The organism is Vibrio ichthyoenteri ATCC 700023 (assembly GCF_000222605.1).
Classification (GTDB): Bacteria; Pseudomonadota; Gammaproteobacteria; order Enterobacterales; family Vibrionaceae; genus Vibrio; species Vibrio ichthyoenteri.
The window spans coordinates 1-9,236 of record NZ_AFWF01000293.1; the positions used below are offsets into that span (position 1 = coordinate 1).

The 9,236-nt window shown below is 41.3% G+C and carries 8 protein-coding genes; 4 read left to right on the forward strand and 4 right to left on the reverse strand.

The genetic code is table 11. From position 1 onward, the window contains the following. Positions 1-322 precede the first annotated feature (322 nt). The 3 genes from RH85_RS19305 (at position 323) to RH85_RS19315 (ending at position 4,443) form a co-directional block, all read left to right on the forward strand. Positions 323-2,056 carry an anti-phage dCTP deaminase gene (locus RH85_RS19305; RefSeq protein ID WP_006714409.1) on the forward strand — a complete coding sequence of 578 codons (1,734 nt, stop codon included), beginning with the start codon at positions 323-325 and terminating at the stop codon, positions 2,054-2,056. Positions 2,057-2,292: 236 nt separating this feature from the next. Continuing rightward, positions 2,293-2,652: a hypothetical protein gene (locus tag RH85_RS19310; RefSeq protein ID WP_006714410.1), complete on the forward strand. Its 360-nt coding sequence runs from the start codon at positions 2,293-2,295 to the stop codon at positions 2,650-2,652. Positions 2,653-3,663: 1,011 nt separating this feature from the next. Beyond that, positions 3,664-4,443 carry a hypothetical protein gene (locus tag RH85_RS19315; RefSeq protein WP_006714411.1) on the forward strand — a complete coding sequence of 260 codons (780 nt, stop codon included), beginning with the start codon at positions 3,664-3,666 and terminating at the stop codon, positions 4,441-4,443. Between the two features lie 41 nt (positions 4,444-4,484). On the opposite strand, the gene RH85_RS19320 is transcribed toward RH85_RS19315, so the two are convergent. The 3 genes from RH85_RS19320 to RH85_RS19330 form a co-directional block, all read right to left on the reverse strand. Then, positions 4,485-5,513: a metal-dependent hydrolase gene (locus RH85_RS19320; RefSeq protein WP_006714412.1), complete on the reverse strand. Its 1,029-nt coding sequence runs from the start codon at positions 5,511-5,513 to the stop codon at positions 4,485-4,487. Between the two features lie 150 nt (positions 5,514-5,663). Beyond that, positions 5,664-6,203: an NUDIX domain-containing protein gene (locus RH85_RS19325; RefSeq protein ID WP_006714413.1), complete on the reverse strand. Its 540-nt coding sequence runs from the start codon at positions 6,201-6,203 to the stop codon at positions 5,664-5,666. A gap of 115 nt (positions 6,204-6,318) precedes the next feature. Beyond that, the gene (locus RH85_RS19330; protein ID WP_006714414.1) at positions 6,319-6,564 is read right to left on the reverse strand and encodes a hypothetical protein; all 246 of its coding nucleotides are present in this window, start codon (positions 6,562-6,564) and stop codon (positions 6,319-6,321) included. Between the two features lie 278 nt (positions 6,565-6,842). Here RH85_RS19330 and RH85_RS19335 point away from each other — a divergent pair, with 278 nt between their 5' ends. Next, the gene (locus RH85_RS19335; protein ID WP_006714415.1) at positions 6,843-7,337 is read left to right on the forward strand and encodes a YcxB family protein; all 495 of its coding nucleotides are present in this window, start codon (positions 6,843-6,845) and stop codon (positions 7,335-7,337) included. Positions 7,338-7,566: 229 nt separating this feature from the next. Here the strand turns inward: RH85_RS19335 and RH85_RS19340 are convergent, their stop codons facing one another. Then, entirely contained in the window at positions 7,567-8,937 is a 1,371-nt protein-coding gene (locus RH85_RS19340; protein WP_006714416.1) for a serine hydrolase domain-containing protein, read from the reverse strand. Positions 8,938-9,236 lie beyond the last annotated feature (299 nt).

The window sequence follows — 9,236 nt, forward strand, 5'->3', positions numbered from 1 at the left end:
GTCTTGAAAAACACCGGAAATGTCTAGTTATCGTGGCTAGCTTAGATTTGCCCCAAAATCACTTAGATCAAATACTCTACACAATTCAGAGGGCGTGCCTTTTCCTAACTCAAACTTATCCGATAGAGTTGATAACTATTCATTCTCGTCATTAGGCGACATCTTGCAGCCTAACTTCCCGTCATGTGTCATAACTTATTGATTATCAGTTGAGTTAATATGAAAATGATGGCATTAACGAAAGATTAAAGACGACAATATGTCGTCTGATAAGTGTTATAAAGCAATGTTGAGTTACGTATTATAAAATAATGAGAAATATATGGAAAACAAACAGTTTATTAGTCAGTTGTTCCTAGAGAATAGCCAGTTTATTTTAGTCGGCTTAACAGGTCGTACCGGCTCAGGATGTACGACTACGGCTAATATATTGGAAAGTAAAAAACCTAACTTTCCGGAACCAGAACACTTAAATGGATTTTATAAAGGCTTGGATGTCGAGCGTTATAAAATTGTTAGAAAATATGCAGAGCAGCATTGGAGTAACTTTTATTCCATTAAAGTAAGTGATCTAATCTCAACTTACATCCTAACACTATCGCCTGAACATTTAGCTAAGTTCATATGTGGGTCTAGTGAACATCCATTGGATGAGAACCGAGTTTATACCAAGCTAAAAACTGGCGTTTTTAGCAACAACCGACTCGTATCAAATCACAAAGATTTGATATTCAATTTATTAGAACACTCGAAAGATCTAGATGTTTCAGAAAAAGAAGCAAATGCCTTCATTCGCATCCTGACGTTGATTCGAAAGTTCACGAGAGATTTTAAAACAGAACTAGAAGAGATCAGACATGGTCTTTATGTATCGACTTATCAAGCATGTGGTAATTCAATACGTAAGACCGGTAGCGTCCAAAATGCATACGATAAAGCTGATTTTGATCCTACATGCGTGTTCCACCTACCTGAAACGATTAATCGAGTCATTAAGATGATTCGCAAGGTAACAAAAAACAAAGCATATATTGTAATTGACGCGATTCGTAATCCTTACGAAGCGAAGTTTTTTAAAGATCGTTACGCAGCTTTTCATTTGGTGTCTATCAATGCCCCCGATGAACATCGGAGTAAGTACATGCAAAAGCTGCATAAATTTTCATCAGACCAGATTGATACTATTGAAAAAATCGAATCAGGTAAAGTGAAAGGGGACTTCGTTGCATTTACAAATCAAAATGTGAAAAAGTGCATTGAAATCTCTGATATCCACTTGTTCAATCCTAAAAATGAGTTCGACAACAATAATATCCTAAAAGCACAAATTGTTTGGTACGTCGCTTTAATGCAACATCCAGGTCTAGTTCCACCTTCTTCGATGGAACGGGTTATGCAAGTTGCTTATACCATGAAAATGAACTCAGGTTGTATTTCTCGCCAAGTTGGCGCAGTTGTTACTGATGCCAGTAACTCAATTAAGTCAGTCGGTTGGAATGACGTAGCAAAAGGTCAAATACCTTGTTCTATGCGTTCATTAAATGGTCTGATAGAAGAGTTCAATCCAGTTGCTTATAGTAATTACGAAAGAAATAACCAGAGCTTTCGTATTAAAGCGAATGAACAACTAATTAAAATTAAAGAGATAAATTCCAAAAACCAAATCTTTGAAGGGCACAACTTATCGTATTGTTTCAAGGATATTCATAATAGCCTTGATGATAAAGGCAATCAGGTTCACACAAGAGCCTTGCACGCAGAAGAAAATGCGTTTTTACAACTGACCAAATATGGTAGTTCAGGAATTGAAGGTGGTAAGCTGTATACAACAGCGAGTCCTTGTGAATTGTGTGCTAAGAAAGCTTATCAGCTAGGTATGTCTGAAATCATTTTTATTGACCCATATCCAGGTATTGCGCAGGAACACATCATTAATATTGGTGACAATGCGCCTGAACTAATTCAATTTAGGGGTGCAATAGGTAAGGCATATCACCGACTTTACGAACAGATTATCCCAATTAAAGATGAGCTTAGTCACATGATTGCTTTATAACAATCTGTTTAAGAGTGGTTCGCAACGCGTAGCATTTTCACTATGCGTTGCGCTTAGTGTTTAAGGTAGTATGCGGAAGCTTTGGCATTGCATCGCTCACACATACGATCTCCCCCTGTTTTTCAAGTCAGCAGTGTGATTAAACCTTTTGGATCTGGCACACATCATTCTTATTAAGTGTTAATTTATAATTGCCGTTGCGCATTAGGTGCTAAAAAATAATTAATGAGGTTAGGATGGATTTAGAAGTATTAGGGTTTTTATTGGATAACGAGCAGATCATTGAAGAATCAGCAGAAGATGCAGGGCTAGATGCAAGCGCTTCTATTGGCATTGCTCGAAAGCTATTGGCAAGTGATGGCGACCTAGATGAACTAAGTAATAACCAAATGTATCACTACCAGCAAGTATTACAGCCTTTACTAGAAAATGTTAGCTGTGATGGTGTTTTGGGCATGATTGAAACCGACGATGGAGATTGGGTAGACACTTGTAATGGTGACGGTGTAGTTGACGATGAGTCTCTATTAATTAGTTACCAAGAAGATGATTTTAAATGCCAAATCTGTCGATATGATGCAGAGAATATGGCGTAAAAAATACAGTTAAAGGTTTCAAGACGGAGTGCAATTGTTCAGGAGATATAAATTGGACAATTGTGGTCGCATCGTTTGACTTTTCGACGAACCCGTGTAATATTTTTTAACAAGTCAATTGACTTAAACGTTTGTAACTAGATTTGCAGTTTTTATTGAATTAATCTGATTTAAATCAATGGTTTGCGTTAAATAATTTTTTTAGCGGTGGGGTTCAAATCCCTATCTCTCCGCCACATTTAAAGAAGCCTGCTAAGAAATTAGCGGGCTTTTTGCTATTTGGGTTCTGAGAAATATAGGGTGAAGAACCCTAGCGAGGGGTCATTAGAGCGAAGCGAAAAAACGTTGCCAGCCGAAGGCGTCTTAAGGCACGGCCTGCGAGCATAAATCTTTATTGCTCCGCCACATTCTAAGCCTTAGCAGAAATGCTGGGGCTTTTTCATATCTGAAGCCTGTTCTTTTCTTTGTGTCTCTCTATCAAAGTCGGAAGCTAGGCTGCGTAGTTGGCCTTACGAATCCAATCGAAATAGGTGCAACCGTTTTTTATTTAAAGCCTGCCTGACAATATCGGCATTATAGATACAACCTACAGCAGTACTGCGTTGTCGCAACCTCTAAAGAGTCGTTATTTTGCCGATAACTAGGTGAAGATAAAGGGCTGTTGAAATGTGCGTCCTTTCAAGCTTTTCAAGCTTCTAAATCTTGCTGATATTTTCTGTTGTTGCATCTCTGGTTGTGGGGAAGTGTGGATGGGTATCCATTCTTTAAGCCTGATTTTTGAACCATAGGAAGGACAAAAATTAAGCCGGATTTGCTCTATATTCAAGCGAAGTTGGAACGAACCATCAATTAGTTTATTCCACTAAAATAAGCTAGATTTGCAATGTTTTGCACTGGTATCTCAATATTGAATTCACGTTTCGTGAAACAGTTGCGGGATTTATTGTTTTCGAGCTATTTACTGATCTGATTTATTCACAAAACTAATCAATCCCAAGTAAAGGTGTGATTATGAAAACAACAAAATCAGTTACGGCTCTATTTATTGCTTCCGCTCTGTCATTGGGCATGGCGCAATCTGCGTTAGCTCATGAGTACACACTTTCAGCACAAGATGCTGAGCGATATGGTGTCAATGTACCGACGATCAAAGTGAATTATGACGTGCTTCCTTACCAGCACATTTTGTATGGTTTCCAGCTTCATGTGGAGCTAGAAGGAGCAACACTAAACACGACAAATGTGAACGAGCTACGTGACGCGACTAGCCTTTCATCCCACAATGTTGTCCGTCCATACCGTGTAAGCGCAAATAAGATCAGCTACCGTATCTCTGGTGAATTGGATCATAGAGCAGTGAACTTTATTGATTTCACTTTGGATAAAAGCGTACTTTCAACCGATCACGATTTGAGCCTTCGCATTCCGGTTGAAATTGACGTAACGCCACCAGATACGCCACATATTTTGGCAAACCAAATTGCGACTTTAAATGTGGATAGTGTTCAAGCAGATGATTTTCTTATCGACTCAAATCGCACATTATATAAGATCACATTGAATGAAGGGGAGTTCCTTCCTGGTTGTGCTGATCCTGTTGCACATAGCATTATTCGAACCAGTAATGTTGACGGATTGGTGCGCATCTGGAAGAAAACCAACAAAACCGTCGAGTTTATTGTCGAAGGTGGGTACCACGCCCCAATCGTCGGTAATTGGAACTTCGAGCTTGAGCCAAGTACGACGACCTTGAATAAAACTCTGTATATCAGTACGCCAGTTCAATACTAGGTACTTAATAAAAAAGCACTCGTTCGCGAGTGCTTTTTTAATTATCGACTGTAGCTGAGATCAATAGGTTGCAGGTTGGCATCAATGTTTTGATCGCCTTTTAGGCGTTGCCATAGAATCTCTAACTGCTGTAAGCCTCTATTAGTTGGATGACGGGTAGGGGATTCGAGCAATTGCCATTCTCCCTCGTGATCCATCGTCGCTAAAACAAATTGGAACGCGAGGCTGTTTGCCATACCAAGGCGTAAATCCGTCACGATCAGTTTGCCGTTTTCTTCACGGTAGTTGAGGAAATTATGCGAAAAGGCTTTTAGTCCTAACAGTGTTGGTGGCTTTTCTTCTAATGGCCAACTACCAAGAGGACGGGAGATAAAATCGATATGTTGGTCGTGGTCTAACAGTGAGGCTAAGCCTTCCCAATACTGGTCGCCATCTCGCACAATCACTCGCCATAATACGGTATTAAAGGGGGTCGGCATTATCCGGACATGATCTGCAGGAATGTTTTGTGCTAATAGATTTTGTTCAACTCGGTCACTGATGTTTTGTTGGGCAGCGTAGCCCCAACCAAGGTAAAGCGTAGAGATCAAGACGACGGCTTGGCACCATCTGCCACCTTGAGTTTTTGATAGCAACGCAACGATGACCCCTGCAATTAATGGCAAGGTATAAATGGGGTCGATAATAAAGATATTACTGACTTCAAAATACCCTTTGATTGGCCATAGTAGTTGGGTTCCGTAGGTTGTCATCGCATCTAGAAGGGTATGGGTAACCAGCACGCTGATGGTCAGAGTTGAGACACGAGTGAAGGTCCAAAAACTGTCAGGATGCAGGCGAGTGTAGAGCCATGCAAGAAGTAACCCAAAAGGAGGCAGTAGCAGCAGTGAATGGCTAAAACCACGATGCTTGATGGTGTTGCTGATTGCATCGCCATAATCTAGCAGTACATCTAAATCTGGCAGTGTGCCAAGCGCTGCACCTGCAAGTAGCACTTTGGCGTTGCATTTTTTACCTGCAATCGCACCCGCTACGGTTGCACCAAGCGCGGCTTGGGTTATCGAATCCATGCGTGCTCTTCTCTTAATCGTTTTTTACACAAAAAGTAAAAATAAGGTGACGGGTTGTGCTCGTCAATCTATCGAGCAAAGAACCAAGGTATCTTTACCTGACTTTACGTTTGGTGAGCGCTAAATCAATCAAATCAAGCAGGAATGGGGTTAAACCAAGCCTTTCAATTTTGCTAGACCGTAAGCGGCGGTAGTCACGCAGTCTTTGATTTCACCGCTTATTAGCATTTGTTCAAACTGATTGATCTCAAATGCTTGGCTGATGAGATCTTCCTCTTCTTGATCGAGTTGAGTAGTAGATTGGGTCAATTCAGTGGCTAGGTATATGTGGCAGGTTTGATTAAGAAAGCCATAGGCAATGAATTGCGAGCCTAGGTAAGTCATACGGTTGGCAATAAGTCCGGTCTCTTCTTGGAGTTCGCCTTTAGCGAGCTCAAGATGATCGGCATCTGGGTTTGTTTCCCAAGCCCCTTGAGGCAGCTCCCAGTAGTTATTTTGCACGGTATAGCGATACTGATTAACCAGATAAATCATGCCATTATCAATGGCGATAATGGCAGCGCAGTCAGGCTTATCGACTACGCCATAAATGCCTTGCTTACCACTTGCTCGTTCAATTTTATCTTCTCTTACTGACATCCAGTTATTTTGGTAAACAACAGTGGATGAAAGCTGTTTAATCGGTGGCATAAAGTGTCCAGCGGTTATTTTTAATGGGCTTGGTAGTAAAACATATTATTGAATTTGGGAATAAAGCCTATTTTTAGTCTTAGCGATATTATGTGATCTGGTTTTCCCCACTCGCTTATTCCTTGGGCAAGTGGCCAGTCTTCTTCGCAAGTTTTTGCATTGCTTCGGCAAACGTTGTGGTCCCGCCTTTAGCTTGAACCTGTACTACCTTACGCCCCATCTTTTCTAGCGCGTGGCGCTCTGCTAAAACCGCTTGGTCGTTTTGCTGACTTCCTTGTACGGGTTGATGAATGTAACACCCTTCAAGTTGACCATCTTCGACCAGTTGGTGATGTTTCAGTGCATTGATATCAAAATTCATAGTAGTTCTTTTGGTTTAAAATGGAGTGTCTGGCTGAGGCCGCGAGTTTTTATAATCTTATCGTTTTTAGCTTAGGGCAGTATAACCATAAAAAGCGAATGCCAATACAGTAATCCGCAGGCTTGTACTCTTCAAAGATCAAAGAGGGTAGGCAGGATGCTTACGTTTTTGGGGGATGCCTTTTTATTCAATGATAAGCTCTGAGAAGTGATACAATGTCCGTGTTGCAAGATCGCAATATAGAATACCCATTCACTGAAACCTTAAAGTAACCATACATGTCTAAAGATTTCGATTTCACTACAGAATATACGCTCGACAAGCCTTTCTTTGCCGAGTGTTATGATCAAACTAGTCAGCCAACTCGGTTCCCACACGCGTATTTAAAAGGAATACTCTTTCTTATTTTTGGTGTGGTTTTAATAGAGTTTGAGTTGTTACCTAGCAGCTATGTCGGTTGGTTCTTTATTGTATTGAGTGTGATTGAAGCGTTCAGTGTTTATTGCAAGCGAACATGGTGGCTATGGCGACAAACCATAAGCTCGAGTCGTGGTCGTAAAGTGGTGCTTCAAGTGAACACTGACGGTGTGACTTATAAAAGTGGTAAAATAGATCGAAAAATCACCTGGAGTGATGTCGACCAACTTGAACAAACCGACTTAGGTTTCATTCTTCACATGGGTAAACAACGTCAATATGTGAGTAAATCTTGCTTAAATGAAGAAGTGATCGCGTTCATGCTTGAGCAACACCCAGCATCAAAACACAAATAAGTTTATTGCTTCTTGCGATAAGGTTGTGTGTCAACGCGAGTTCTTATGTACTCAGCAAACAAAAGGCGAATCGATTGGTTCGCCTTTTTAGATCTTGCGTTTGTCGTTTGCTGATTAGAAGGCTTGTTTGAGAGCGAGAGAATACTGCCCCATTTAGGGTTTACAAACCGAAATGGGGCAGAGGATATATCGTCTCTAGGCGTGTGCATGTACCTTTGTGCTGGGCTGCTTAATCAGCTAAAAGCTTAGCTGCAGAACGCATTAAGGCTGCTCCTTTGTTTTCACCAAATCCTGAGTGGTAAGGGTTGGTAGAGAACATCACACCAACAAAGTCACGATCAGGGTCGATGTAGATTAGTTGGCCTAAGTTGCCACTTTTTGCCATTGCTCCATCACCAAAGATGAAATCGAATTGATAGGCGTTGTACTTGGCTTTCTCGTCAAAAGCGCTGATTGAACTGCTCTCTTTTTCGCTGCCAACAAACGCTTTAGGATCGCCGCTATTATGAATTCGGTCTATCACTGCTTGAGATATCACGGGTTCATCAGCCACCGTTTTCCAACTTGGAGTAAACAATATCCCCCAGCGAGCCATATCTTCTACCGTCGACGAGACTAAACCTACCGGTAGTGCGGTACCATCTGGCGTTAAGTTAAAGTCTATCGATTGTCTTGCATGAACCTTTGACCAAACGCGGTCCTCAAACACCTGTGTCCAGCTCTTATTTTCCACATTCTCGATAAGCTTAGTCAGTATGATGGTGTTGATAGAGGCGTAGCGGAAGTGATCGCCTGGTTCCTCACCCTCAAGCTTTTGTGCTCCTTGTGCGACACTTAACCAAGATTCCATTTTACCTGTTGCTGCTCGTGGAGAGTTAAAAGCGGCTGCAAAGAAGCGAACAACATCTGAATCTGGGTTTAGGATAGAGGCTAAAGTTTCTTCATTGTCGAGTGCTGTCGACATATTCAGTACATTTAGCACGGTTACGCCATCCCAATTTGTCCCTTTTAGTTCTGGAATATAAGTTGATATCTCTGCCGTCGGGGTGACTTTTCCTTCTTCGACCAACATTGCCATGATGGTGCCAACGGTCGTTTTTGCAGAAGAGGCCCATACGTGCTTATCGGTCGGGTTCATACCAGGGTATGCTTCATAAACGATCTTGCCTTTATGAATCAACATAAAACCTTGGGTACGAAACTGCTCATCTGCCAGGTAATCTGTAATCGACATTTCACCTTTTGATTTTGTTTTCACCGTAAGCCTTTCTAGACGTGAGTCGAATGCTTTTTTTAATGGTTTGAAGTCTGCGTTTGGTGCCGCCATGGCTGTTGGTAGGAACTCACTCATGTGCATGTTGTAATAAAGCGAGTGATCTCCTCCCATTTGCCAATGGAAATTGTTGAACTCTGTACGAGCAGCAGAGATAAATTCGGGACTAAATGCCTGTTTTGCATCTTTCACCGGGATCGTAACTTGCGCTCCATCAACTAGAAGTGCTGATTCTACAGGATTTAGTTGGGCTGAATTATTGGCGAAAGCCATTGAGCTAGTGAGTACTAATGGGCCTAGAATTCGTGTTATTGGTGTCAGTTTCATCATGCGTCTCCACGTTTGTCTACGTAGAACTATAGTGATAATGTAAAGGTCAAAATAGGTCATATACTGCCATGTGAGGACGGAGTATTGAGCCAACTGAACACAAATACGAGTCATTCAAGTAATCTGGCACCATTTTTGGAATACTTTGAACAACATAATATGGACTGGAAAGTTACCGCCACTAAACATGATATTCCGTTGGATATATCAACGCGGTCAGTGTGGCTTCCTTCGTTGAATATTATGGCGTTTCTGATGTCTATGATGCGTCAGAGTAAACGTAATATTGGTGTATA